This is a genomic window from Streptomyces sp. SD31, assembly GCF_052068475.1.
Classification (GTDB): domain Bacteria; phylum Actinomycetota; class Actinomycetes; order Streptomycetales; family Streptomycetaceae; genus Streptomyces.
The window spans coordinates 16,402-41,124 of the sequence record NZ_JBQHCX010000012.1 but is presented as its reverse complement, the minus strand read 5'-3'; the positions used below and the strand labels follow the sequence as shown (position 1 = coordinate 41,124).

Sequence of the window (24,723 nt, the reverse complement as noted above, 5' to 3'; positions counted from 1 at the left end):
CTACCCACAGTGACCGGGGGTTACGGGGGCGCACGGGGGCGCCGGGGCTTCGTCAGTACGTGACGGTGATGCGCCGGGTGGGGCCGTCGATGCGGACGATGCCGCCGTAGGGGATCACGAGTTGTGGGTCGGTGTGGCCGAAGTCCACGTCGAAGACGATCATGGTGTCGGGAGCGTAGGCCCGCATGGCGCGCAGAACGGCCTCGCGCTGCTCGGCCGCGTAACGGGCGGCTTCCTCAGGGCTGTTGGGGCGCTCGAAGGACCAGCTCTTCGCCCGGCCCATCAGTAGCGCGGAGAAGCGCTGGAGCAGCCCGCGCTCGCCCATGTTCCGCATGGTGCGGAAGACTTCCTCGCCGCTCGGCATCTCCTCCGAGGTCTCCAGCAGCAGTACTCCGCCGTCGTATTCCGAGAGGTCGCGCGCGATCTCCCGGTCGGCCATCAGCAGCCAGCCGAGGATCTCCAGACAGCCGCCCCAACTGCGGCCCTCCACCACCCGGTCGGCGTTCACCCACGTCCATCCGTCGGAGGAGCGCATCTCCGGCTCCGCGTCGAAGGTCCCCGGGTCGGCCCAGTCACGGTTGATGTCGTTCCAGAGCGCTGCGGGCTTCAGCTCGTACTCGCCCGAGGTGAACAGCGCCGCCCGCAGCGATTCGGCGGTCAACTGGTCCATGGCAACAGGGCGGCCCAGCGCGGTCATGACGGTCGCGCCGTGGTAGCCGACGATGCCGGTGTTGCGCAGGAACATGAGCAGGTTGGTGTTGTCGCTCATCCCGAAGAACGGCTTCGGGTTCGCCCGGATCAATTCCCGGTCCAGGTACGGCAGCACAGTGATCTGGTCGTCGCCGCCGATCGACGCGATGACCGCCTTGATGTCCGGGTCGGCGAACGCGGCGTGGATGTCGTCGGCCCGCTCCTGCGGCGTCGAGCCCATCTTGCGGGTGGCCGGGTACTCGACCGGTTCGAGCTCGAAGTCCTTGCGCAGCCGCTCCAGTCCCAGTTCGTGGGGGCGCGGGAAGAGGCCGGGCAGGCCGGCGCCGGGCGAGATGACGGCTATGCGATCGCCGGGGGAGGGCTTGGGAGGGTACGAGATCATGGTCATAACCGGAGGGTATGGCGCGTGGCGTGGTCCGTGCACCGTGATAAACCGGGGTCTGAACAGCGGTCACCGACGGACCGCCGCATCCCCGAACGGACCGGAGGAACCGTGCCCCGCACCCTGGCCAACGCCCCGATCATGATCCTCAACGGCCCCAACCTGAACCTGCTCGGCCAGCGCCAGCCGGAGATCTACGGCTCCAAGACCCTGGCCGATGTCGAGGCCCTGTGTGCCAAGGCGGCGGCCGCGCACGGCGGCACGATCGACTTCCGGCAGTCCAACCACGAGGGCGAGCTCGTCGACTGGATCCATGAGGCACGGCTGAACCACAGCGGGATCGTGATCAACCCCGGTGCCTACTCGCACACGTCAGTTGCGATTCTGGACGCACTCAACACCTGCGACGGACTGCCCGTGTTGGAGGTCCACATCTCCAACATCCACAAGCGCGAGTCGTTCCGGCACCACTCGTACGTCTCCCTGCGCGCCGACGGCGTCATCGCTGGGTGCGGTGTGCAGGGGTACGTGTTCGGGGTGGAGCGGGTCGCGGCACTGGCGGGGGCGGGACAGGCGGACACGTGAAGCGGCCGGGCTGGGCGGGCGGTGAGCCCGGCGCAACCATGAGCCCTCTGGACGTGTAGGCCCCGCGGACGTGTAAGCCCCGCCGACCATGGCGAGCGGTCCTTACAGCCGCCCTGCCTCCACGATCCGCCGCAGGAAGCGCTGGGTGCGCTCCTGCCGCGGATCGCCGAAGATCTGCTCGGCCGTGCCGCGCTCCAGCACCACGCCTCCGTCCAGAAAACAAACCTGGTCGGCGACCTCGCGGGCGAACCCCATCTCGTGCGTGGCCAGCACCATCGTCATCCCGTCCTCCTTCAAGTCGCGGACGACGGAGAGGACTTCACCGACGAGCTCGGGGTCGAGGGCGGCGGTGATCTCGTCGAGCAACAGCAGCCGCGGGCGTACGGCCAGGGCACGGACGATGGCGACCCGCTGCTGCTGGCCGCCGCTCAGCCGGTCCGGGTACTCGCCCGCCTTGCCGGCCAGTCCGAGCCGCTCCAGCAGCTCACGCGCGCGTGCCTCGGCCTCCGCCCGGGACACCCCGTGCACCCGGCGCGGGGCGAGGGTGATGTTCTCCAGGACCGTCATGTGCGGGAAGAGGTTGTACGCCTGGAACACCACGCCGATACGGCGCCGTACGGCGTCCTGGTCGACGCGCGGATCGGTGATCTCCTCGCCGTCCAGCCAGATCGCACCGTCGTCGATGTCCTCCAGCAGGTTCGCGCACCGCAGCAGCGTGGACTTGCCGGAGCCGGAGGCGCCGATCAGGGCGGTCACCGTGTGCGGGGCGACCTCCAGGTCGACGTCCCGCAGCACCACCGAGTCGCCGAAGGTCTTGCGGACGGACTCCATACGCAGCACAGGTGCGTCGCTCACAGGGCTCCTCCTTGGGCGCGCCGGCGGTCCATCCGGGCCGTCACCCAGTCCGTGAAGCGGGTCATCGGGATGGTCAGTGCCACGAAGACCAGGCCCGCGACGATGTATGGCGTGTAGTTGAGGCTGCGGCCCACGATGATGTCCGCGGCCCGTACGGCGTCCACCGCACCGCCGATCGACACCAGCCCGGTGTCCTTCTGCAGCGACACCAGGTCGTTCAGCAGGGGCGGCACCTGACGGCGTACGGCCTGGGGCAGGACGACGTGCCGCAGTGCCTGCCGGTTGGTGAGACCGAGTGAGCGGGCCGCGGCGCGCTGCGAGGGGTGGACGGACTCGATGCCCGCGCGGAACACCTCGGCGACGTACGCCGAGTACGTCAGCGTCAGCGCGGTGCCGCCCAGCAGTACCGGATCGACGGTCACGCCCTGCAGCCGCAGCGCGGGGACGCCGAGCACGACGATCATGAGGTTAATGATGAGCGGCAGGCCCCGGAAGAAGTCCGTGTACGCCGCCGCCAGCGCCCGTAGCGGGAAGAAGACCGGGCCGCGCAGGGTACGGGCGACGGCGATGAGCATCCCGAGGACCAGCACGGCCGCACCGCAGATCAGCAGCAGCCGGACGTTGAGCCAGAGCCCTTCGAGGACCTTGGGGAACGCCTCGCGCGCGTACTGCCCGTTGAAGAATGTCTCCTTGGTGCGCGGCCAGCCCGGCGCGTTGACCACGACCAGGTAGAGAACGACGCCGGTGACCAGGGTGGAGAGGGCGGCGATCGCCGTGGCGCGGCGGGCGCGGACGCGCTTGTAGCGCTCGCGGTCGAGACGTCGCTGCGAGGGGACGTAACCGTCGCCGCCCGCGCCGGACATGCCGCCGTTGTCGTCCGCGCCCTCCTGGCCCGACTCCTCCTTCGTGACCGTCACTTGAGCACCGGAGCGTCGACGGCGTCCGACAGCCACTGCTGTTCGAGTTTGGCCAGGGTGCCGTCCTTGCGCAACGCGTCCACGGCGTCCGTCACGCATGTGGTGAGCGCGCTGCCCTTGTCGAGCACGAGCCCGAACTGCTCCGGCGTACCGCCCTGGTTCTCGAACTGCCCGACGATCGTCGCGTCCGTCACCTCGGCCGCGGTGATGTAGAAGGCGGTCGGCAGGTCGACGACGATGGCGTCGACCTGACCGTTCTTCAGCGCGGACTTGGCCTGGTCGTTCTTGGCATACGCCGCGGCCTCCTGAGTCGGCTTCACCACGTCGTCGATGTAGTTCAGGCTGGTGGTGCCGACCTGTGCGCCCAGCTTGAGGTCCTTCAGGTCCGCGACGTTCTTCGCCTTCGCGGCCTTGGTGCCCTTCAACGCGATGACGGCCTGGCGGACGTCGTAGTAGCCGGAGGAGAAGTCCACGGCCTTCTTGCGCTCGTCGCTGATCGACACCTGGTTGATGTCGAAGTCGAAGGTCTTCTCGCCGGGCGCGAAGGCCTTGTTGAACGGCACGCTCTGCCAGACGACGGCGCTCTTGTCGTAGCCCAGCTGCTTGGCCACGGCGTACGCGACCGCCGACTCGAATCCCTCACCGTTGGCGGGCTTGTCGTCCTTGAACCAGGGCTCGTACGCCGGCTCGTCGGTGGCGATCGTCAGCTTGCCGGAGGTCTGGGTGGCCAACTTGCCCTTGGCGCAGGTGTTCCCGGCCGACCCCGAAGGTGCGTCGGCGGCCTTGTCATCGGGCTGGGGAGCGCAGCCGAGAGCGGTGGCGAGCAGGGCTGTCGTTGCGACGGCGACGGCGCGGCGCAGCGCGCGAGGGGCAAGGTGCATGGCGGGAGATTGACAGTACATCGTCGTGTTTGTCGAGGTCACGACGGTAACTGTCCGCATAGTGGGAACGGGTGTTGCGTTCCTGTGAACAGGACCCTCGGCAGTCGCCGGGGCCGCCGGCCGAGGGCGGGGATTGAGGGACCGGCGGCCCTTACCGCTCAGGAGCCGTCATCCTGTGCGGGGCTGCTTCCAGTTGACCGCGCAACAACGTCCGCCGGGAGCGCGCGCGTGGCACCGGCGCGTGTGAACGATTCACACGGGGCGCGTACGCGGGGTGCGCGCTCACCGACTTCGCGCGCTCACCAGCCCCGCGCGCGCCACTCCGGCAGCTGCGGCCGTTCCGCGCCCAGCGTCGTGTCGTTTCCGTGGCCGGGGTAGACCCAGGTCTCGTCCGGCAGCACGTCGAAGATCTTCGTCTCGACATCGTGGATCAGGCTGGCGAACGCCTTCGGATCCTTACGGGTGTTGCCCACGCCTCCCGGGAACAGGCAGTCCCCGGTGAATACATGGGGATGCCCGTGCGGGTCGTCGTAGACGAGGGCGATCGAACCCGGCGTGTGCCCGACCAGGTGGCGCGCGGTCAGCTCCACGCGCCCCACCCGGATGGTGTCGCCGTCGTCGACCAGGACGTCGGTCGGCACCGGGATGCCGTCGGCGTCGTCCCGGCCGGCGTACGTGCGCGCGCCGGTGGCCTCGACGACCGCGGCGAGCGCCTGCCAGTGGTCGCCGTGCTGATGTGTGGTGACGACGGACGCGATGCCGTCGTCACCGATCATGCCGATCAGTGTCTCCGCGTCGTTGGCGGCGTCGATCAGCAGTTGCTCGTCCGTGGCCCGGCAGCGCAGCAGATAGGCGTTGTTGTCCATCGGGCCGACCGCGATCTTGGTGATCATCAGGTCCTTGAGCTCGTGCACGTCGGCGGGGCCACCGACCGTCACCTGTCCGCTGTACGTCATGGCGGCAGCCTATAGCGGGAGAGCGGGCCGGGGACGGTCCAGGAGCTACAGCGGGGGGAGCGACGGCAGCGGGCCGCCCTCCACGGTCAGCCCGGATCCGTCGCGGCGCCCGGCGAGCCAGCCGAGCAACTCGGGCGCGGGACCTCGGACGGTGATCTCTGCGGTGTCCGCCTCCCGGCCCGTGCTCCACGCGCGCGTGCCGTCCGTGAGACGGGTCGGCGGCACATCGGGGTGTCCGGTGAACCGCTCGGCGAGGAAGTCGATCTCCCGCTCCACGAACTCCGCCGGCAGGTCCTCCAGCTCATACCCGATCCCGAGGTCCACGTGATGCAACTCCACCTCGATCCATCGCCGGAACGGCACCCGGGCCGCCGCGTCGGTGACCCCGTTGCGCAGCTGGACCGTGCGTGACCAGTCCGCGGGAGCCGCTCCCGTCTCCTGGAACCGGGCCGTGCTCTCGCGTACGTCTGTGAGCTGCGCGTCGAGGGGGCGCGGGGCGTCCCGCTCGATGTCGGCGTCCCGGGCCGTCGCCGAGACGTACATGGGGCGCCCTTCGAGGACGTTCACGAGGGCGTCGGCATTGCGGGCGAGGTGTGCGAGGACGTGGCCGCGGCTCCAGCCGGGGAGCCGTGACGGCTCGGCCACCGACGCGTTGTCCAGCTTGGCCGCTGCGGTGAGCAGCCGTTCCGTCGCTTCACGTACAGACACCAGGTCACGAGCGTGATCAATCATGGTGCTGACACTAGCCCCGCCACACCTTTGGGTGAAGGTGGTGAACGAGTGCCGTAAATCGAATGCGCGTGCTATAGGGTCGGTCTTGGCGTCGGGCATGCTGGATGGTCCGGGATTGTTGTCCCATTCGGGAATCCGACCGGCGTTGTCAGTGGCTCCCCCTAGTCTGAAAAAGCACGGGGGCCTCGCCCCTGTCACTTCTCTCAAGAAAGGTGCGGACCGGCGTGGCCGACCGTCTCATCGTCCGTGGCGCGCGCGAGCACAACCTGAAGAATGTCTCGCTCGACCTGCCGCGCGACTCGCTCATCGTCTTCACGGGCCTGTCGGGGTCGGGCAAGTCCTCGCTGGCCTTCGACACCATCTTCGCCGAGGGGCAGCGGCGCTACGTGGAGTCGCTGTCGTCGTACGCCCGGCAGTTCCTCGGTCAGATGGACAAGCCGGACGTCGACTTCATCGAGGGTCTGTCCCCGGCGGTCTCCATCGACCAGAAGTCGACCTCGCGCAACCCGCGCTCGACGGTCGGCACCATCACCGAGGTCTACGACTATCTGCGTCTGCTCTTCGCGCGCATCGGCAAGCCGCACTGCCCCCAGTGCAGCCGCCCGATCTCGCGCCAGTCGCCGCAGGCCATCGTCGACAAGGTCCTGGAGCTGCCGGAGGGGAGCCGCTTCCAGGTGCTGTCGCCGCTGGTGCGTGAGCGCAAGGGCGAGTTCGTCGACCTCTTCGCCGATCTTCAGACCAAGGGCTACTCCCGCGCGCGTGTGGACGGCGAGACGATCCAGCTCTCCAGCCCGCCCACGCTGAAGAAGCAGGAGAAGCACACCATCGAGGTGGTCGTCGACCGTCTCACGGTGAAGGACACCGCCAAGCGCCGCCTCACCGACTCCGTGGAGACCGCCCTCGGCCTGTCCGGCGGCATGGTCGTGCTCGACTTCGTCGACCTCCCCGAGGGTGACCCCGAGCGCGAGCGCATGTACTCGGAGCACCTGTACTGCCCGTACGACGACCTCTCCTTCGAAGAGCTGGAGCCGCGCTCCTTCTCCTTCAACTCGCCCTTCGGCGCCTGCCCCGAGTGCACCGGTATCGGTACGCGCATGGAGGTCGACCCCGAGCTGATCGTCCCGGACGAGGACAAGTCCCTCGACGAGGGCGCCATCCACCCGTGGTCGCACGGGCACACCAAGGACTACTTCGGCCGCCTGATCGGTGCCCTCGCGGATGCGTTGGGTTTCCGGACGGACATCCCCTTCGCGGGCCTGCCGCAGCGCGCCAAGAAGGCGCTCCTTCACGGGCACAAGACGCAGATCGAGGTCCGCTACCGGAACAGGTACGGGCGCGAGCGCGTGTACACCACGCCGTTCGAAGGGGCCGTCCCCTTCGTCAAGCGCCGACACAGCGAGGCCGAGAGCGACGCCAGCCGCGAGCGCTTCGAGGGCTATATGCGCGAGGTGCCCTGCCCCACCTGTGACGGCACGCGCCTGAAGCCGATCGTCCTCGCGGTCACGATCATGGAGAAGTCGATCGCCGAGGTCGCCGCGATGTCCATCAGCGACTGCGCGGAGTTCCTGGGCGAGCTGAAGCTCAACGCCCGTGACAAGAAGATCGCCGAGCGCGTGCTGAAGGAGGTCAACGAGCGGCTGCGGTTCCTGGTCGACGTCGGCCTGGACTACCTCTCGCTCAACCGCGCGGCGGGCACCCTCTCCGGCGGCGAGGCCCAGCGCATCCGTCTGGCCACCCAGATCGGCTCCGGACTCGTCGGCGTCCTGTACGTCCTGGACGAGCCGTCCATCGGTCTGCACCAGCGAGACAACCACCGGCTCATCGAGACCCTCGTCCGGCTGCGCGACATGGGCAACACGCTCATCGTCGTCGAGCACGACGAGGACACCATCAAGACCGCCGACTGGGTCGTCGACATCGGCCCCGGCGCAGGTGAGCACGGGGGCAAGGTCGTGCACAGCGGCTCCCTGAAGGAGCTGCTCGCCAACACCGAGTCGCAGACCGGGCAGTACCTGGCCGGCAAGAAGTCCATCCCGCTGCCCGACATCCGCCGCCCCCAGGACCCGTCCCGCCGGCTCACGGTGCACGGCGCCCGGGAGAACAACCTCCAGGACATCGACGTGTCCTTCCCGCTGGGCGTGTTCACCGCGGTCACGGGCGTGTCCGGCTCCGGCAAGTCGACGCTGGTCAACGACATCCTGTACACGCACCTGGCCCGCGAGCTCAATGGCGCCCGCAATGTGCCCGGGCGCCACACGCGCGTGGAGGGCGACGACCTCGTCGACAAGGTCGTGCACGTCGACCAGTCGCCCATCGGCCGCACCCCGCGCTCGAACCCTGCCACGTACACCGGCGTCTTCGACCACATCCGCAAGCTGTTCGCCGAGACCACCGAGGCGAAGGTCCGCGGCTACATGCCGGGCCGCTTCTCCTTCAACGTCAAGGGCGGCCGCTGCGAGAACTGCGCGGGCGACGGCACGATCAAGATCGAGATGAACTTCCTCCCGGACGTCTACGTCCCGTGCGAGGTCTGCCACGGCGCCCGGTACAATCGGGAGACCCTGGAGGTCCACTACAAGGGCAAGTCCATCTCCGAGGTCCTGAACATGCCCATCGAAGAGGCCATGACCTTCTTCGAGGCGGTCCCGGCCATCAACCGCCACCTCAAGACGCTGAACGACGTCGGTCTCGGCTATGTCCGGCTCGGCCAGTCCGCGACCACCCTGTCCGGCGGTGAGGCGCAGCGCGTGAAGCTCGCCAGCGAGCTGCAGAAGCGCTCCACCGGCCGTACGGTCTACGTCCTGGACGAGCCCACCACCGGTCTGCACTTCGAGGACATCAGCAAGCTGCTGAAGGTCCTGTCCGGCCTGGTCGACAAGGGCAACACGGTCATCGTCATCGAGCACAACCTCGACGTGATCAAGACCGCCGACTGGATCGTGGACATGGGGCCCGAGGGCGGCGCAGGCGGTGGCCTCGTCATCGCCGAGGGCACGCCCGAGGAGGTCGCCGCGGTCTCCACCAGCCACACCGGCAAGTTCCTGCGCGACATCCTCGACGCCGACCGGATCAGCGACGCGGCCTCGGTGAAGGCCCCGCGCAAGGCGGCGGCCAAGAAGACGGTCGCGGCGGGCTCGACGGCGAAGAAGACGGCGACGGCCAGGACCACGAAGACGACCAGGGCCGCCAACAACACCGCCACCAAGAAGGCGACCGGCGCCACGAAGAAGGCGGCACCCGCGAAGAAGACGACGCGGGCCCGCAAGGCCTGAGGCTCGCGGACGACGAGCCCGAACATCGAACACATCCGGAAAAGTGCGGCGCCCCGCGGGAACTCCCCGCGGGGCGCCGCACGTTGCATGATCAGCCGTTCGATCCCGCGGCTGTGACGAACCTTGACTCCTCAAGAGTGGACAACAGTGGAACGGAACGCCTCCTAGAAGTCCCCCAGTTCGGAGGCGTAGGGCGGCTCGGCGCCCGCCCGGGAGCAGGTGATCGCGGCAGCCCGCGCCGCGAACCGCAACAGCCGTGTCCAGCCGTCGGCGCCCAGTCCCACGAGCGCCTCGGCGGACAGGGCGTCCAGGGCGGCCAGGCCGTGCAACAGCGCCGCGTTCACGGTGTCCCCCGCACCGATCGTGTCCACGACGTCGACCTGCTCGCCCGCTACGGTGTGCACCGCGCCGTCCCGAGTGAAGGCGGTCAGTCCGTCACCGCCCTGAGTGATCACGACGGCCGCAGGTCCCGCGGCCAGCCACTCGCGCGGGGTGCCGCCCAGCCACAGCGCGTCCTCCTCGGACAGCTTGAGCAGCGACACCGACGGCAGCCAGCTCTTGAACCGGGTCCGGTAGCCGTCCGGGTCCGGGATCAGGCCGGCCCGGATGTTCGGGTCGAGAGCGGTGAACACCCCTTGCGCGGCCGCGCTCCGCATCAGCTCTTCGTAGGCGCTCGCCCCCGGTTCCAGGACGAGCGAACAGGTGCCGAAGGAGACCGCGCGCGTCTGCGCGGGCAGCTCCGGGGGTGCCGTGAAGAGCCGGTCGGCGGTGCCCTCGACGTAGAAGGAGTAGGCAGCCGAACCCTTCGCGTCGATGGTGGCGACCGCCAGGGTGGTCGGCTCCATACCGCGCTGCACGGCCGATACGTCCACGCCGGAGTCCCGTAGCCCGTCGAGCAGGGCTTCACCAAATGCGTCGTAGGAGGTCCGGGAGCAGAAGGCGGTGGGGGAGCCGAGGCGGCCGAGGGCCACCGCGGTGTTGTAGGGCCCGCCGCCGAGCGCCGGCTTCAGGCCCGCCAGGGCGCCCGCGCCCTGTGGTACCAAGTCGATCAGGGCCTCACCGGCGACGACGATCACGAGACGGTTCCTTTCACGGACGTCAGGGGCTGTTCGGGGCATCCACATGAGGTGCGATGCACGAAGGTGCAGGGGAGCCGCTGGGTCCGGGCGGGCCGGTCCGGCGAGGCGAGGCGGTCCAGGAGCACGCGGACCGCCTGGGCGCCGATGTCCCTGCTCGGCTGGGCTATCGCGGTGAGCCGGGGTGAGAACAGGTCGGCCCAGGCGAAGTCGTCGAAGCAGCACAGCGCGATGTCGTCGGGCACGGCCAGGCCATGCGCGCGCAGGGCGCGCAGGGCACCGATCGTCATGGCGTTGTTGGCGGTGACGAGAGCGGTGGGCGGCGACGCGAGCGACAGCAGCGCGGCGGTGGCCTGTTCGGCACCGGCCGCCTCGGAGTCGCCGTGTACGACGAGGCGCTCGTCGTACACGAGCCCGGCCGCCGTCAGGCCGTCCCGGTATCCGGTGAGCCGCTCGCTCGTGGTGCTGAGGCCCGGCAGGCCGGCGACCAGGGCGATCCGACGGTGGCCGAGGTCGGCGAGATGAGTGACGAGCCGGGCCACGGGTTCGGCGCTGTCGGCGCAGACCTGGTCGAAATGCGGCGAGCTGTCGGTCATGGGGGCGACCACGCGGTCGAGGAGGACGGTCGGCACCTTGTGACGCCCGAGGTAGGCGATGAGCTCGCGCGGGTCCGCCGAGGGCGCGACGATCATGCCGTCCACGCGGCGCTCGTGCAGGAGCTGGACGACCTTGCGTTCATGCTCCGGATCGTCGTGCGGGTCGGCGATGAGCAGGCTGTAGCCGTGTTCCAGGGCGGCGGCCTCGACGCCCTGGAGTATCTCCGTGAAGTACGGATTGCTGATCGCCGACACCGCGAGCCCTATGGACCGGGTGCGGGAGGTCACCAGGGAACGGGCGAGGGTGTTGGGCGTGTAGCCGAGCTCGTCCATGGCGTCCAGCACCGCCTGGCGGGTGTGGGGCAGCACCGGCCGGGTGCCGTTCAGCACATGAGAGACGGTCGCCACCGACACGCCGGCGCTCCGCGCGACGTCGGCCATGGTTGTCATCGCGATCCCCTCCCGGTTCTGCCTGCGCCGCGGGCCCCTCCCTGGGCCGCCGCGGGTCTTCTGGCCGGGAAGGTATCCCATTCGGCGCCACACGTAAACGCTTGCGCAATCGCTTACGTGCCCCCTGCTGATCCTGCCGAGGGGGACGTCGGCCGTCCCGGGATCAGAACCTGGTGGTCATCCGTACGGTGTGGGGAACCTGCTGATCAGCCGCACCAGGATGAAAAGTGGTGGTCAGCTCGGCCGGTGTCAGGGCGCGGAGGGCAACTCAGCCGGTGTCAGTACGTGGTGGTCAGCCCGGCCGGTGTGAGGGCGTGGTGGGCAGCCCGGCCAGTACGCGAAACATGGCGGTCAGGCCGACTGGGATGGAACAGACCGACCGGGATGGAAAACGTGGCGGTCAGCCGAGCCCGCGACAGACCGGGCGGCGGCTCACTCCCACTCCCACCCGATGCCCACGATCCCCGGCCGCACCCGCGGCTCGACAAGGTGGACGGAGCGGTGCAGCCCGCTGAGGGCCAGGCCCTGACGGCCGCTGCGGGGCGCTGCTGCCGAGTGCTGGGCGAACCGGTGGCAGCGAACCGGGAGGGCGTTCTCGGCGAAGCGGACCTGGAGGGCGTACTGGCCGCCCGCGAGAGGGAAACCGCGGGCGTACTCGCGGGACACGTCGGCCGTGCCGTCCTCGACGCCGTAGCGGAAGAGGTAGGTGTCGCCGGCCCGCAGACGCGTACCGAAGAGCAGCTCGGCCGCGAGGACGCCGGTGTCATGGTGCCAACGGACCCGTCCCGTGCGGCAGTTCTCCAGCGCGTGCACCGTGATGCGCTCCGGCGCGCACCCAGGGTCGCCGTGGTGGACGGCGACGAAGCGGTCCACTCCGTCCTTGTGGGCGCGCACGATGTGGTGCGACTCGCGTCCCGCCAGCTCACGGCGCGGCCCGATCCGCACCCGCTCGTGGTGGGCGAGGGTGTGCAGGCCGCCGTCGACCGGCCAGTCCAGTTCGGCCAGTAGCTGTTCCAGGACGCCCGAGGCCTCCACCAGGGAGCGGTAGGAGCGGGCCGCGGGCCGTTGGAGGGCGGAGTGGTCGACGGCCTCGGCGAGCAGCCGGATCAGGGACTCCTCCGGCAGCTGGAGGATCTCCTCCAGCGCCCGTACCGCACGCAGTGACTCGGGGCGCTGCGGCCGGCGGGCGCCCTGCTGCCAGTAGCTCAGACTGGTGACGCCGACCTTCACGCCGCGACGGGACAGATGGTGCTGCACGCGCTGCAGCGGCAGTCCCCGGGCGGCTATCGCGGCGCGCAGGGCGACGTGGAACGGGCCGCCTCGCAGGGCCGTGTGCAGTTCCGCGGTGGCGGCGGGGATGTCCGCGTGCTGTGTGGCGTGCGGCATGCAGGGGCCTTTCTGTGGATGTTCACAACGGGTGGTCAGACCGTTCGCGCGGCTGCTCGGGGCCACCCCATCGGCGCGGCAGGGGTCTTCACATATTCACGCCGTCGTTCATGGCCCCGAGTTCCCCCGCATTGAAGCGTGTTGACCAAGTCCCGACAACACCTGATGCCCAACAGTGGGCAATCCTGGCCGAGTCGCGATGCCGCCGCCTCAAGTCGCCGCGTCGGCCCCGGTGTTGTCCACAACCGGCCCCGGTGTTGCCCAGCACTGCTCTGATGGCTCGTGCGGCCGGAGCCGATTACCGCAGGAAGCCGTGGGCCGGACTGCTGCTCCGGGAGGCCCTGGCCGGCCTGTGCGAGCGGCCGGTACGAGGTGGCGGTCAGGCCGATGACGGCGCCGGGTTGCTGGAACTGGTCGGGGCCGAACGACCCGACCTCGCGATCGCCGACGCCAGAATGCCGACCGGCCACTCCAGCGAGGGCCTCAAGGCGGCCCGCACCCTCCGCCGCTGAGATCCTCGTGCTGCCGACGTTTGCCGAGGTCGACAAGTTGAGCGGGGGCCCTGGCCCGGATGGGCCTCATGCCGAGGGCCGCTCCGACACGGGCATAGGCCGCCGCCTGCGGGTCCTCGAAGGCACCGCGGAGAAGAGCGTCCGCAGCATCCTGGCCGAACTCCGGCTCCGGGAGGCCAGCGGTGACCACCACCGTTTCCTGGCCATTCTCGCTTTCCTGTCCTGGCCATTCTCAGGTTCCAGCGCTGGGCCTGCTGGGGTGCCGGTAGGGCCGACGGTGATCCGCGCGACGAGGGCAGCCCCGGCACGCACGCGACGAATGCCGGGGCCCCGACGCGCACGCGGTGCCGCTCGCCCAGGCACTGCGGACCGCCCGCCACGTGCTGGTATCCGGGGTGCCTCGCCCGACGTGCCGTGGGTCGTGACCCGCTGAGCCCCAACGCTCCGGCGTTGTCCACAGCCCCGCCGGAGTGTCAGCGCTCGCCAGTAGGGTGTGAGACATGGCCGATCCCTCCAGCTACCGCCCCAAGCCGGGACAGATCCCGGACTCCCCCGGGGTGTACAGGTTCCGCGACGAGCACCGCCGGGTGATCTACGTCGGAAAGGCGAAAAGCCTGCGTCAGCGCCTGGCGAACTACTTCCAGGACCTGGCGGGCCTGCACCCGCGCACCCGCTCGATGGTCACCACGGCCGCGTCCGTGGAGTGGACCGTGGTGTCCACGGAGGTCGAGGCCCTGCAGCTGGAGTACTCCTGGATCAAGGAGTACGACCCCCGGTTCAACGTCAAGTACCGCGACGACAAGAGCTACCCGTACCTCGCGGTGACGATGAACGAGGAGTACCCGCGTGTGCAGGTGATGCGCGGTCACAAGAAGAAGGGCGTCAGGTATTTCGGGCCGTACGCACACGCGTGGGCGATCCGCGACACCGTCGACCTCCTCCTGCGCGTCTTCCCCGTGCGCACCTGCTCGGCCGGCGTCTTCAAGAACGCCCGCCGCACCGGCCGCCCCTGCCTGCTCGGCTATATCGGCAAGTGCTCCGCCCCCTGCGTGGACCGCGTCTCGGCCGAGGAGCACCAGGAACTGGCCGAGGAGTTCTGCGACTTCATGACCGGCCGCACGGGCACGTACATCCGCCGCCTCGAGAAGCAGATGATGGAGGCGGCCGACGAGATGGAGTACGAGCGGGCCGCCCGCCTGCGCGACGACATCGAGGCTCTGAAGAAGGCCATGGAGAAGAACGCGGTCGTGCTCGCCGACGCGACCGACGCCGACCTCATCGCGGTCGCCGAGGACGAGCTCGAGGCGGCCGTACAGATCTTCCACGTCCGCGGCGGCCGGGTGCGGGGCCAGCGCGGCTGGGTCACCGACAAGGTCGAGGAGATCACCACCGGCGCCCTCGTCGAGCACGCCCTCCAGCAGCTCTACGGCGAGGAGACCGGGGACGCCGTGCCCAAGGAGGTCCTGGTCCCGGCCCTGCCCGACCCCGTGGAGCCCGTGCAGGAGTGGCTGACCGGGCGCCGCGGCGCCGGCGTCTCGCTGCGCATCCCCCAGCGCGGTGACAAGCGCGCCCTCATGGAGACTGTCGAGCGCAACGCCCAGCAGGCCCTCGTCCTGCACAAGACCAAGCGCGCCTCCGACCTGACCACGCGCTCGCGTGCCCTGGAGGAGATCGCCGACGCCCTCGACCTGGACAGCGCACCCCTCAGGATCGAGTGCTACGACATCTCGCACCTCCAGGGCGACGACGTCGTGGCCTCCATGGTCGTCTTCGAGGACGGCCTGCAGCGCAAGAGCGAGTACCGACGCTTCCAGATCAAGGGCTTCGAGGGCCAGGACGACGTCCGCTCCATGCACGAGGTGATCACCCGCCGCTTCAGGCGCTACCTCGCCGAGAAGGAGAAGACGGGCGAGTGGACCAACGGCGAGAACACCCTCGGCGACACCTCGTCCGCCCCGCTCACGGGCGCCTCGTCCGATGCCCTCGCCGACACCTCGTCCGACCTGCTCGCCGACGCCTCCTCCGCCCCCCTCGCCAACGGCCTCAAGGACGACGACGGCCGCCCCAAGCGCTTCGCCTACCCGCCGCAGCTCGTCGTCGTGGACGGCGGGCAGCCGCAGGTCGCGGCCGCCCAGCGGGCCCTGGACGAGCTCGGCATCGACGACATCGCCGTCTGCGGCCTCGCCAAGCGCCTGGAGGAGGTCTGGGTGCCCGGCGAGGACGACCCGGTCGTCCTGCCCCGCACAAGCGAGGGCCTCTATCTGCTCCAGCGCGTCCGGGACGAGGCCCACCGCTTCGCGATCACCTACCAGCGCACCAAGCGGGCCAAGCGCTTCCGGTCGAGCCCGCTGGACGATGTCCCCGGCCTCGGTGAGACCCGCAAGCAGGCGCTGATCAAGCACTTCGGGTCGGTGAAGAAGCTGCGTTCGGCGACAATCGACCAGATCTGTGAGGTTCCAGGCATAGGCCGCAAGACGGCCGAAACGATCGCCGTGGCTCTCGCCCAGGCGGCCCCGGCCGCGCCCGCTGTGAACACGGCGACTGGAGAGATCATGGAAGACGAGGAATCCGATACGACGGCGGAGACCTCGGGGGAGCCCGTGTCCGCGGGCGCCCCGGACGAACGACGGGGGCAGGAGAGATGAGCGAGCACGACACACAACCCACAGGCGAGCGAGATCAACAAGCTCAGGAAACCCACAAGAAGACCGGCGAGGATCTCACCCAGCAGAACGCACGCCAGGAAGACGGAGCACAGGTGAGTACGGGCAACGAGACAGCCGGGGTCCCCGAAGCGGCCATCCCCGAGCTGGTGATCATCTCCGGCATGTCCGGGGCCGGCCGCTCGACGGCCGCCAAGTGTCTGGAGGACCTCGGCTGGTTCGTAGTCGACAACCTCCCGCCCGCGCTGATCCCCACCATGGTGGAGCTCGGTGCCCGTTCCCAGGGCAATGTGGCGCGGATCGCCGTGGTCGTCGACGTCCGTGGCCGGCGCTTCTTCGACAACCTCCGCGAGTCCCTCGCCGAACTCGACACCCGGGGCGTCACCCGCCGGATCGTCTTCCTGGAGTCCTCCGACGACGCCCTGGTGCGCCGCTTCGAGTCGGTGCGCCGCCCGCACCCCCTCCAGGGCGACGGCCGCATCGTCGACGGCATCGCCGCCGAGCGCCAGCTGCTGCGCGAGCTGCGCGGCGACGCCGACCTGGTGATCGACACCTCAAGCCTCAACGTGCACGAGCTGCGCGCCAAGATGGACGCCCAGTTCGCGGGCGAGGAGGAGCCGGAGCTGCGGGCCACGGTCATGTCCTTCGGCTTCAAGTACGGCCTCCCGGTCGACGCCGACCTGGTCGTGGACATGCGCTTCCTGCCCAACCCGCACTGGGTCCCGGAGCTGCGCCCCTTCACCGGCCTCAACGAAGAGGTGTCGGCGTATGTCTTCAACCAGCCCGGCGCGAAGGAGTTCATCGACCGCTACTCCGAGCTGCTCCAGCTCATCGCGGCCGGATACCGCCGCGAGGGCAAGCGGTACGTGACCATCGCGGTCGGCTGCACCGGCGGCAAGCACCGCTCGGTCGCCACATCGGAGAAGCTCGCAGCGCGCCTTGCCTCCCAGGGCGTGGAGACGGTGGTCGTACACCGGGACATGGGACGGGAATGACGGGACGTACTCCGCGGCTGAGCAGGTTGCGCCGGGCGGTGCCCGAGTCGCGGGCCGGCCGGCCCGCCGAGGCCCGCGGCGCCAGGCCGCGCCGCCGCGGCGCCCAGCCCAAGGTCGTCGCCCTCGGCGGCGGCATGGGCCTGTCCGCCTCGCTCGCCGCGCTGCGCCGGATCACCGGTGACCTGACCGCCGTGGTCACCGTGGCCGACGACGGCGGCTCCAGCGGGCGCCTGCGCGACGAGCTGGGCGTGCTGCCACCCGGTGACCTGCGCAAGGCGCTGGCCGCGCTGTGCGGCGACGACGACTGGGGCCAGACCTGGGCCCGCGTCATCCAGCACCGCTTCCACTCCAAGGGCGACCTGCACGACCACGCGGTCGGCAATCTGCTGATCGTCGCCCTGTGGGAGCAGCTCGGCGACCACGTCCAGGCCCTCGACCTGGTCGGCAAGCTGCTCGGCGCGCACGGGCGCGTGCTGCCCATGTCCGCCGTACCGCTGGAGCTCCAGGCCCTGGTCAAGGGACACGACCCGGACCTGCCCGAGGCCGTCGACACCGTCCGCGGCCAGGCCAACGTCGCCCTCACCCCCGGTGAGGTGCAGTCGGTGCATGTCGTGCCGCACGACCCGCCCGCCGTCCCGGAGGCCGTCGCCGCCGTCCGGGACGCGGACTGGGTGGTGCTCGGCCCGGGCTCCTGGTTCTCCTCGGTCATCCCGCATCTGCTCGTGCCGGAACTCCTGGACGCCCTCATCGAGACGAAGGCACGCCGGGTACTCTCGCTGAACCTCGCTCCGCAGCCGGGAGAAACCGAAGGGTTCTCACCGCAGCGTCATTTGGAGGTTTTGGGACGACACGCCCCTAAACTCGCCCTGGACGTGGTGCTGGCCGACGAGGCCGCCGTGCCCGACCGGGATGTGCTCACCGAGGCCGCCAAGCGGCTCGGTGCTGCGGTCGAGCTGGCCCCGGTGGCCCGGACGGACGGGACGCCCCGGCACGACCCGGAGCTCCTCGCCGCCGCGTACGACCGTATTTTTCGGATGCATGGAAGGATCGGCCCATGGCGATGACGGCAGCGGTGAAGGATGAGATCTCCCGGCTCCCCGTCACCCGGACCTGCTGCAGGAAGGCGGAGGTCTCCGCCATTCTGCGGTTCGCCGGCGGCCTCCACCTGGTGAGCGGGCGCATCGTGATCGAGGCGGAGCTGGACACCGCGATGGCGGCCAGACGACTCAAGCGGGACATCCTGGAGATCTTCGGCCACAGCTCCGAGCTGATCGTGATGGCGCCGGGCGGGCTGCGCCGCGGTTCGCGCTACGTCGTGCGCGTCGTCGCGGGCGGTGACCAGCTGGCCCGCCAGACCGGCCTGGTCGACGGGCGCGGCCGTCCGATCCGCGGCCTGCCCCCGCAGGTCGTCTCCGGAGCCACCTGTGACGCCGAGGCCGCCTGGCGCGGCGCCTTCCTGGCGCACGGTTCGCTCACCGAGCCCGGCCGCTCGTCCTCCCTGGAGGTGACCTGCCCGGGTCCCGAGGCCGCGCTCGCCCTGGTTGGCGCGGCCCGTCGGCTGTCGATCGCCGCCAAGGCCCGCGAGGTGCGCGGCGTGGACCGCGTGGTCGTCCGGGACGGCGACGCGATCGGCGCCCTGCTGACCCGGCTCGGCGCCCACGAGTCGGTGCTGGCCTGGGAGGAGCGCCGGATGCGCCGCGAGGTGCGCGCCACGGCGAACCGTCTCGCCAACTTCGACGACGCCAACCTCCGCCGCTCGGCGCGCGCGGCCGTCGCCGCCGGCGCCCGCGTCCAGCGCGCGCTGGAGATCCTCGGCGAGGAGGTCCCCGAGCACCTCGCTGCCGCCGGACGCCTGCGTATGGAGCACAAGCAGGCCTCGCTGGAGGAGTTGGGCGCGCTCGCCGACCCGCCGCTCACCAAGGACGCCGTGGCCGGCCGTATTCGCCGGCTGCTGGCCATGGCCGACAAGCGGGCCCAGGACCTCGGCATTCCGGGCACCGAGGCCAACCTCGGCGAGGAGCTGGCGGACAACCTCGTGGGCTGACGTGAGAGATCGTCAACCAGCCGGTGCCGATGTCCACTTGGGACGTCGGCACCGGTATTTGTGGGTCGACGCGGCACTCTTGACTGGGCCGTGAAGTGGCATGAGCCTGGCAGTCATTCGTCACTGTGGCGAAACACTGCTAGGGGGGTTCATGAGACCCAGAGCGAGATCGATCCTCGCTGCCGGCGCGCTCCTGATAGGCGGAGCGAGTGTCGCACCCATCGCCCAGGCACAGCCGGGAAATTCACCAGAGACCGACCCGAACGAAGTGAAGGTCTTCCGCGCCGAGGTCACCAAGAAGCAGGTACCCCTGCTGCTGGCGGCCGGTCAGGACGGCCACGAACTCAGTGAGCAGGCGCCCGAGAAGGGCACCGCCACCGTCGAGGTCTACCTCACCGACGACCAGGCCAAGGAACTAGAGAAGCAGGGCGTCGAGCTCACTGAGCACGACCTCTCCGCCAAGGCCGAGGCTCGCACCGAGAAGGCCGCCGAGGGCGTGTACCGCCCGTACAGCGGTAGCGGAGGACTCAAGGAGGAGATCGTCCGGACCGGGCAGGAGCACCCCGGTCTCACCAAGGTCGTCTCCATCGGCAAGACGATCAACGGCCAGGACATCCTGGCCGTCAAGCTCACCAAGAACGCCAAGAAGACCAAGGACGGCACCAAGCCCTCCGTCCTCTACGTCTCCAACCAGCACGCGCGCGAGTGGATCACGCCGGAGATGACCCGGCGCCTGATGCACCACTACCTGGACAACTACAAGACCGACAAGCGCGTCAAGAAGATCGTCGACTCGACCGAGCTGTGGTTCGTGCTCTCGGCCAACCCCGACGGCTACGACTACACCTTCCAGGACTCCGGCAACCGCCTGTGGCGCAAGAACCTGCGCGACATCAACGGCGACGGTGCCATCAGCACCGGCGACGGCGTCGACCTCAACCGTAACTTCACCTACAAGTGGGGCTACGACGACGAGGGTTCGTCCCCCAACCCCACCAGCGAGACCTACCGCGGCGCGTCCCCGGCTTCCGAGCCGGAGACGCGGGCGATGGACGCCTTCCAGAGGCGGATCGGCTTCGACTACGGCATCAACTACCACTCCGCGGCCGAACTCATCCTCTACGGCGTCGGCTGGCAGGTCGCCACCGACAGCCCGGACGACGTCCTCTACAAGGCGCTCGCCGGCACGCCGGAGAATCCCGCGGTCCCCGGCTATCACCCGCAGGTCTCCTCGGAGCTGTACACCACCAACGGCGAGACCGACGGTCACGCCTCGAACATCAACGGCACAGCGATGTTCACGCCGGAGATGTCGACCTGCCAGACCGCGTCGAACATCGACCCGAACGACCAGTGGAACGCGCGGGACTGCCAGTCGGTCTTCAACTTCCCGGACGACGAGAAGCTGATCCAGCAGGAGTTCGCCAAGAACGTCCCGTTCGCGCTCTCGGTCGCCGAGTCCGCCGCGCACCCCGACCGGCCGTCCTCCTCGGTCGGCCTGAGCGCCGCCGACTTCACCCCGGCGGCGTTCACCACGTCGTACTCCCGCGGCGCCGACCAGGAGGTCTCCGTCGTCGCACGCAAGTCCGTGCGCGACAAGGAGCTCAAGTACCGCGTCAACGGCGGGCGTACGGAGGACATGGCGCTCCGGGCCTGGAAGGGCGGCGAGACGTACGGCGGTGAGGACAACCTGTACTTCGACGAGTACCGGGCCAAGGTCGCCGACGGCGACCCGGGCGACAAGGTCGAGGTGTGGTTCACCGGCGAGACGAGGAGCGGAAAGCCCGTCTCCAGCGAGCACTTCACCTACACCGTGGCCGAACGGCCGCGCGCGGACGTCCTCGTGGTCGCCGAGGAAGGCGCCACCGCCGCCCACGCGCAGAAGTACGTCGACGCGCTCAAGGCCAACGGCCGCCGGGCAATCGTCTGGGACGTCGCCGCTCAGGGCGCGCCCGACGCGCTCGGCGTGCTGAGTCACTTCGACACCGTCGTCCACTACACCGGCGCGAACGTCCCGGGCAACGCCACCCAGCTCCAGCTGCGCGCCTACCTCAACGAGGGCGGCAAGCTGATGGAGGCGGGCGAGCAGGCCGGCGGCAGCGTCGACCTCGGCGGCGGCACCGTGTCGGACGACTTCAGCCAGTACTACCTGGGCGCCTACTCCCGTACGTCGCTCCCCGGGGCCACCGGCTTCACCGGCTCCGGCAAGTTCGGCGGGTTCATCGGAGCGCTCGGCGACGCGACCGGCAACCCGCTCGACAAGGCCGGGAACTACAGCGTCACCTCGGACGAACTCCCCGCCGACGAGTACCCGCAGTTCGCGAGCGCGGGCGCCGGCCAGTTCGCCGGGGTCGTCAACCCGTACGGGCCGTACGCCGGTTCCTCCATGGCGGCCGCCGTCCACACCGACGACGCCTACAAGCGGCTGACCAGGACCGTCGACCTCACCGGGGTGAGCGCCGCGCAGAAGCCGACCTTGCGCACCCAGCTGCTGTGGGACGTCGAGCCCGGCTACGACAACGTCCTGATCGAGGCCCACACCACCGGGGCCGAGGACTGGACGACACTCCCGGAGGCGGGCGGTGCCACCAGCACCACCGTGCCCGCGGACTGCGAAGCCGGGTTCTACGCGGGCGAGCACCCCTGGCTGAACCACTACCTCACCGTCGCGGCGAGCGGGTGCACCGCGAGCGGCAGCAGCGGCCAGTGGAACGCGCTCACCGGCGCCTCCGAGGGCTGGAAGCAGGTCGAGTTCGACCTGAGCGCATACGCCGGGAAGTCGGTCGAGATCTCGATCGCCTACGTCACCGACCCGAGCACCGGAGGCCATGGCGTCCTCGCCGACGAGGCCTCGCTCGTCGTCGGCGGTACGGCGACCCAGACCGAGGGCTTCGAAACGTCGCTCGGCGCCTGGAGCGTGACCGGACCGCCCGCGGGCAGCCCGGCCGTGCTCAAGGACTGGGCGCGCACCGGGGCGCTGTTCCAGACCTATGGAGCGGTCACCACCGACGACACGGTGCTGCTGGGCTTCGGCCTGGAACACGTCGCCGCGGCGGCCGACCGTAAGGCGCTCATCGGAAAGGCCCTCTCCTCACTTGAGGACTGACACACCGAGGTCAACAGCGCGCAACGCGCCGTGACCAAATCGAGTGATCCGGGCTTCCGGGCCGGGCGGTCCGTACCCCTACTGGCGGGTACGGGCCGCCGTGCCGTGTATGAGGCATGTGAATGTCACCACGGCGGCTTCAGAGAGGTAGGGTCGTAGGCGGTCGGGGACATCCCAAATAGAGCTCGCCGGCACCGCATGGCCGGCGTACCAACGAGGAGATCGGTTCGTGACGATCCGCGTAGGCATCAACGGCTTCGGTCGTATCGGTCGCAACTACTTCCGCGCGCTGCTGGAGCAGGGTGCTGACATCGAGATCGTGGCTGTCAACGACCTGGGTGACACTGCGACCACCGCTCACCTGCTGAAGTACGACACGATTCTGGGTCGCCTCAAGCAGGAGGTCACCCACACCGCCGACACGATCACCGTCGACGGCCACACCATCAAGGTCCTGTCCGAGCGCAACCCCGCCGACATCCCGTGGGGCGAGCTGGGCGTCGACATCGTCATCGAGTCGACCGGCATCTTCACGAAGAAGGCCGACGCCGAGAAGCACATCGCCGGCGGCGCCAAGAAGGTCCTCATCTCGGCTCCGGCCTCCGACGAGGACATCACCGTCGTGATGGGCGTCAACCAGGACAAGTACGACCCGGCGAACCACCACGTCATCTCCAACGCCTCCTGCACCACCAACTGTGTGGCGCCGATGGCGAAGGTCCTCGACGAGAACTTCGGCATCGTCAAGGGCCTGATGACGACGGTGCACGCGTACACGAACGACCAGCGCATCCTGGACTTCCCGCACAAGGACCTGCGCCGCGCGCGTGCCGCCGCCGAGAACATCATCCCGACCACCACGGGTGCCGCCAAGGCCACCGCGCTGGTCCTGCCGCAGCTCAAGGGCAAGCTGGACGGCATCGCGATGCGCGTCCCGGTCCCGACCGGCTCGGTCACCGACCTCGTCCTGGAGCTCGGCCGCGAGGTCACCAAGGAAGAGATCAACGCCGCCTTCCAGAAGGCCGCCGAGGGCGAGCTGAAGGGCATCCTCGAGTACACCGAGGACCCGATCGTCTCCTCCGACATCGTCAACGCCCCGGCGTCCTGCACCTTCGACTCCTCCCTGACCATGGTCCAGGAGGGCAAGAACGTGAAGGTCATCGGCTGGTACGACAACGAGTGGGGCTACTCCAACCGCCTCGTCGACCTCACGGTCTTCGTCGGCAACCAGCTCTGATATCCAGAGCAAGCACATGATGTGAGTCAGGGCTCGGGCGACGCAGGGACGCGTCGCCCGAGCCCTGACGCGCGTGCAGAACAGACCTGTTGGATCACGAGCGCTTTCGAGCGATCAAGAGCGATCACGAGCCCTCCTCAGGAGTCCCCTTCATGAAGACGATCGACGAACTTCTCTCCGAAGGCGTCGCAGGCAAGCGGGTCTTCGTCCGCGCCGACCTGAACGTGCCGCTGGACGGCACCACGATCACCGACGACGGTCGTATCCGCGCCGTCCTCCCCACCGTCAAGGCGCTGGCCGAGGCGGGCGCCCGCGTCGTCGTCGCCTCGCACCTGGGCCGCCCCAAGGGCGCCCCGGACCCGGCCTTCTCCCTCGCACCCGCCGCCGCGCGCCTCGGTGAACTGCTCGGCGCGGAGGTCAAGTTCGCCACGGACACGGTCGGCGAGTCCGCCCAGGCCACGGTGGCGGCCCTGACCGACGGCCAGGTCGCGGTCGTCGAGAACCTCCGCTTCAACGCCGGCGAGACCAGCAAGGACGACACCGAGCGCGGCGCCTTCGCCGACCAGCTCGCCGCGCTCGCCGACGTCTACGTCGGTGACGGCTTCGGCGCGGTCCACCGCAAGCACGCGTCCGTGTACGACCTCCCGGGCAAGCTTCCGCACTACGCCGGCTACCTCATCGCGAACGAGGTCGCCGTCCTGAAGAAGCTCACCGATGACGTCAAGCGGCCGTACGTCGTCGCGCTCGGCGGCGCCAAGGTCTCCGACAAGCTCGCCGTCATCGACCAGCTGCTCGGCAAGGCCGACCGGCTGCTCATCGGCGGCGGCATGGCGTACACCTTCCTCAAGGCCAAGGGGTACGAGGTCGGCATCTCCCTCCTCCAGGAGGACCAGGTCCCGGTCGTCACCGAGTACATGGAGCGCGCCGAGAAGAACGGCGTCGAGATCGTCCTCCCGGTCGACGTCCTGGTCTCCACCGAGTTCCCGGACCTGAAGACCAAGGCCCCGGCCAACCCCACGACCGTCGCCGCGGACGCCATCCCGGCCGACCAGGAGGGCCTGGACATCGGTCCGGAGACCCGCAAGCTGTACGCCTCGAAGCTCGCCGACGCCGCGACCGTCTTCTGGAACGGCCCCATGGGCGTCTTCGAGCACCCCGACTACGCCGAGGGCACCAAAGCGGTCGCCCAGGCCCTCGTCGACTCCAAGGGCTTCACCGTGGTCGGCGGTGGCGACTCCGCCGCGGCCGTTCGCACCCTTGGCTTCGACGAGACCGCATTCGGCCACATCTCGACCGGTGGCGGCGCCTCCCTCGAATACCTCGAGGGCAAGACGCTCCCCGGCCTCGCCGCACTGGAGGACTGACCT

General features: G+C 69.6%; 19 protein-coding genes. 10 read left to right on the top strand and 9 right to left on the bottom strand.

The genetic code is table 11. The features are described from left to right. Positions 1-52: 52 nt before the first annotated feature. On the bottom strand, positions 53-1,099 hold the full coding sequence (locus ACTMVF_RS25235; RefSeq protein ID WP_441273390.1) for a S66 family peptidase: 1,047 nt from the start codon (positions 1,097-1,099) through the stop codon (positions 53-55). Between the two features lie 105 nt (positions 1,100-1,204). Here ACTMVF_RS25235 and aroQ point away from each other — a divergent pair, with 105 nt between their 5' ends. After that, positions 1,205-1,678 (top strand): type II 3-dehydroquinate dehydratase, encoded by a 474-nt coding sequence (gene aroQ, locus ACTMVF_RS25230; RefSeq protein ID WP_441273389.1) that lies wholly within the window; start codon positions 1,205-1,207, stop codon positions 1,676-1,678. A gap of 102 nt (positions 1,679-1,780) precedes the next feature. On the opposite strand, the gene ACTMVF_RS25225 is transcribed toward aroQ, so the two are convergent. From ACTMVF_RS25225 to ACTMVF_RS25205, 5 genes are all read right to left on the bottom strand, one after another. Then, a complete protein-coding gene (locus ACTMVF_RS25225; RefSeq protein WP_441273596.1) occupies positions 1,781-2,509 on the bottom strand; it encodes an amino acid ABC transporter ATP-binding protein in 729 nt (242 codons plus the stop codon). Between the two features lie 20 nt (positions 2,510-2,529). Further along, a complete protein-coding gene (locus tag ACTMVF_RS25220; RefSeq protein WP_441273388.1) occupies positions 2,530-3,450 on the bottom strand; it encodes an amino acid ABC transporter permease in 921 nt (306 codons plus the stop codon). Further along, on the bottom strand, positions 3,447-4,331 hold the full coding sequence (locus ACTMVF_RS25215; protein ID WP_441273387.1) for an ABC transporter substrate-binding protein: 885 nt from the start codon (positions 4,329-4,331) through the stop codon (positions 3,447-3,449). Before ACTMVF_RS25215 ends, ACTMVF_RS25220 begins: the two co-directional genes overlap by 4 nt. A gap of 299 nt (positions 4,332-4,630) precedes the next feature. Next, positions 4,631-5,287, bottom strand: coding sequence for an MBL fold metallo-hydrolase (locus ACTMVF_RS25210; RefSeq protein WP_441273386.1), 657 nt, complete (start codon positions 5,285-5,287; stop codon positions 4,631-4,633). 45 nt (positions 5,288-5,332) lie between these two features. Next, on the bottom strand, positions 5,333-6,019 hold the full coding sequence (locus ACTMVF_RS25205; RefSeq protein ID WP_441273385.1) for a maleylpyruvate isomerase family mycothiol-dependent enzyme: 687 nt from the start codon (positions 6,017-6,019) through the stop codon (positions 5,333-5,335). Between the two features lie 224 nt (positions 6,020-6,243). Between ACTMVF_RS25205 and uvrA the strand changes: the two genes are divergently transcribed. Continuing rightward, positions 6,244-9,291 (top strand): excinuclease ABC subunit UvrA, encoded by a 3,048-nt coding sequence (gene uvrA / locus ACTMVF_RS25200; RefSeq protein ID WP_441273384.1) that lies wholly within the window; start codon positions 6,244-6,246, stop codon positions 9,289-9,291. 164 nt (positions 9,292-9,455) lie between these two features. Here uvrA and ACTMVF_RS25195 read toward each other — a convergent pair whose 3' ends face one another. From ACTMVF_RS25195 to ACTMVF_RS25185, 3 genes are all read right to left on the bottom strand, one after another. Next, a complete protein-coding gene (locus ACTMVF_RS25195) occupies positions 9,456-10,367 on the bottom strand; it encodes a carbohydrate kinase family protein (protein WP_441273383.1) in 912 nt (303 codons plus the stop codon). Further along, complete coding sequence (locus tag ACTMVF_RS25190) at positions 10,364-11,413, bottom strand: LacI family DNA-binding transcriptional regulator (RefSeq protein WP_441273382.1); 1,050 nt, start codon at positions 11,411-11,413, stop codon at positions 10,364-10,366. Before ACTMVF_RS25190 ends, ACTMVF_RS25195 begins: the two co-directional genes overlap by 4 nt. 432 nt (positions 11,414-11,845) lie before the next feature. After that, positions 11,846-12,799: a hypothetical protein gene (locus ACTMVF_RS25185; protein ID WP_441273381.1), complete on the bottom strand. Its 954-nt coding sequence runs from the start codon at positions 12,797-12,799 to the stop codon at positions 11,846-11,848. A gap of 275 nt (positions 12,800-13,074) precedes the next feature. Between ACTMVF_RS25185 and ACTMVF_RS25180 the strand changes: the two genes are divergently transcribed. From ACTMVF_RS25180 to ACTMVF_RS25145, 8 genes are all read left to right on the top strand, one after another. Next, positions 13,075-13,311 (top strand): hypothetical protein, encoded by a 237-nt coding sequence (locus ACTMVF_RS25180; protein WP_441273380.1) that lies wholly within the window; start codon positions 13,075-13,077, stop codon positions 13,309-13,311. Between the two features lie 500 nt (positions 13,312-13,811). Then, on the top strand, positions 13,812-15,956 hold the full coding sequence (gene uvrC, locus ACTMVF_RS25175) for an excinuclease ABC subunit UvrC (RefSeq protein ID WP_441273379.1): 2,145 nt from the start codon (positions 13,812-13,814) through the stop codon (positions 15,954-15,956). Continuing rightward, the gene (gene rapZ, locus ACTMVF_RS25170) at positions 15,953-16,969 is read left to right on the top strand and encodes an RNase adapter RapZ (protein WP_441273378.1); all 1,017 of its coding nucleotides are present in this window, start codon (positions 15,953-15,955) and stop codon (positions 16,967-16,969) included. The genes uvrC and rapZ overlap by 4 nt, the downstream gene beginning before the upstream one ends. Then, the gene (locus tag ACTMVF_RS25165; RefSeq protein WP_441273377.1) at positions 16,966-18,033 is read left to right on the top strand and encodes a gluconeogenesis factor YvcK family protein; all 1,068 of its coding nucleotides are present in this window, start codon (positions 16,966-16,968) and stop codon (positions 18,031-18,033) included. Before rapZ ends, ACTMVF_RS25165 begins: the two co-directional genes overlap by 4 nt. Beyond that, positions 18,024-19,013, top strand: coding sequence for a DNA-binding protein WhiA (whiA, locus tag ACTMVF_RS25160; RefSeq protein ID WP_048585222.1), 990 nt, complete (start codon positions 18,024-18,026; stop codon positions 19,011-19,013). The genes ACTMVF_RS25165 and whiA overlap by 10 nt, the downstream gene beginning before the upstream one ends. 151 nt (positions 19,014-19,164) lie before the next feature. Beyond that, positions 19,165-22,119 carry a M14 family zinc carboxypeptidase gene (locus ACTMVF_RS25155; RefSeq protein WP_441273376.1) on the top strand — a complete coding sequence of 985 codons (2,955 nt, stop codon included), beginning with the start codon at positions 19,165-19,167 and terminating at the stop codon, positions 22,117-22,119. Between the two features lie 229 nt (positions 22,120-22,348). Then, entirely contained in the window at positions 22,349-23,356 is a 1,008-nt protein-coding gene (gene gap, locus ACTMVF_RS25150) for a type I glyceraldehyde-3-phosphate dehydrogenase (protein WP_403326934.1), read from the top strand. A 152-nt stretch (positions 23,357-23,508) separates the two neighbouring features. Continuing rightward, complete coding sequence (locus tag ACTMVF_RS25145; RefSeq protein WP_441273375.1) at positions 23,509-24,720, top strand: phosphoglycerate kinase; 1,212 nt, start codon at positions 23,509-23,511, stop codon at positions 24,718-24,720. Positions 24,721-24,723: the final 3 nt, after the last annotated feature.

What these genes read in the sequence shown, in the direction of transcription:
- ACTMVF_RS25235 (WP_441273390.1), bottom strand. Translation starts at nt 1,099, where the DNA reads ATGACCATGATCTCGTACCCTCCCAAGCCCTCCCCCGGCGATCGCATA.
- ACTMVF_RS25225 (WP_441273596.1), bottom strand. Translation starts at nt 2,509, where the DNA reads ATGGAGTCCGTCCGCAAGACCTTCGGCGACTCGGTGGTGCTGCGGGAC.
- ACTMVF_RS25215 (WP_441273387.1), bottom strand. Translation starts at nt 4,331, where the DNA reads ATGCACCTTGCCCCTCGCGCGCTGCGCCGCGCCGTCGCCGTCGCAACG.
- ACTMVF_RS25210 (WP_441273386.1), bottom strand. Translation starts at nt 5,287, where the DNA reads ATGACGTACAGCGGACAGGTGACGGTCGGTGGCCCCGCCGACGTGCAC.
- ACTMVF_RS25205 (WP_441273385.1), bottom strand. Translation starts at nt 6,019, where the DNA reads ATGATTGATCACGCTCGTGACCTGGTGTCTGTACGTGAAGCGACGGAA.
- ACTMVF_RS25190 (WP_441273382.1), bottom strand. Translation starts at nt 11,413, where the DNA reads ATGACAACCATGGCCGACGTCGCGCGGAGCGCCGGCGTGTCGGTGGCG.
- ACTMVF_RS25185 (WP_441273381.1), bottom strand. Translation starts at nt 12,799, where the DNA reads ATGCCGCACGCCACACAGCACGCGGACATCCCCGCCGCCACCGCGGAA.
- ACTMVF_RS25180 (WP_441273380.1), top strand. Translation starts at nt 13,075, where the DNA reads ATGGCTCGTGCGGCCGGAGCCGATTACCGCAGGAAGCCGTGGGCCGGA.
- uvrC (WP_441273379.1), top strand. Translation starts at nt 13,812, where the DNA reads ATGGCCGATCCCTCCAGCTACCGCCCCAAGCCGGGACAGATCCCGGAC.
- rapZ (WP_441273378.1), top strand. Translation starts at nt 15,953, where the DNA reads ATGAGCGAGCACGACACACAACCCACAGGCGAGCGAGATCAACAAGCT.
- ACTMVF_RS25165 (WP_441273377.1), top strand. Translation starts at nt 16,966, where the DNA reads ATGACGGGACGTACTCCGCGGCTGAGCAGGTTGCGCCGGGCGGTGCCC.
- whiA (WP_048585222.1), top strand. Translation starts at nt 18,024, where the DNA reads ATGGCGATGACGGCAGCGGTGAAGGATGAGATCTCCCGGCTCCCCGTC.
- ACTMVF_RS25155 (WP_441273376.1), top strand. Translation starts at nt 19,165, where the DNA reads ATGAGACCCAGAGCGAGATCGATCCTCGCTGCCGGCGCGCTCCTGATA.
- ACTMVF_RS25145 (WP_441273375.1), top strand. Translation starts at nt 23,509, where the DNA reads ATGAAGACGATCGACGAACTTCTCTCCGAAGGCGTCGCAGGCAAGCGG.